The 268-nt window shown below is 45.9% G+C and carries 1 protein-coding gene; it reads left to right on the top strand.

The window, feature by feature from the left end:
* A partial coding sequence (locus AB4486_RS28475) for a DUF444 family protein (protein ID WP_372120192.1) occupies positions 1–268 on the top strand: 268 nt, incomplete at both ends.

Consider the following 268-nt stretch of genomic DNA (forward strand, 5'->3'; position numbering starts at 1 on the left):
TTTATTCGTCACCATACTCAGGCTAAAGAGGTCGACGAACATGAGTTTTTCTACTCACAAGAAACGGGTGGCACCATTGTTTCAAGCGCACTGAAACTGATGAAGGAAATTGTCGCAGACCGCTACCCTGCTAATGAGTGGAACATCTATGCAGCACAAGCCTCTGATGGCGATAACTGGGCTGATGACTCTCCTCGCTGTAAAGAGTTACTGGTCAATACGCTTCTGCCAACTTGCCAATATTACTCTTACATCGAAATTACACGCC

Source organism: Vibrio sp. 10N.222.55.C6 (genome assembly GCF_041473395.1).
In the GTDB taxonomy this organism is placed as follows: Bacteria; Pseudomonadota; Gammaproteobacteria; order Enterobacterales; family Vibrionaceae; genus Vibrio; species Vibrio crassostreae_C.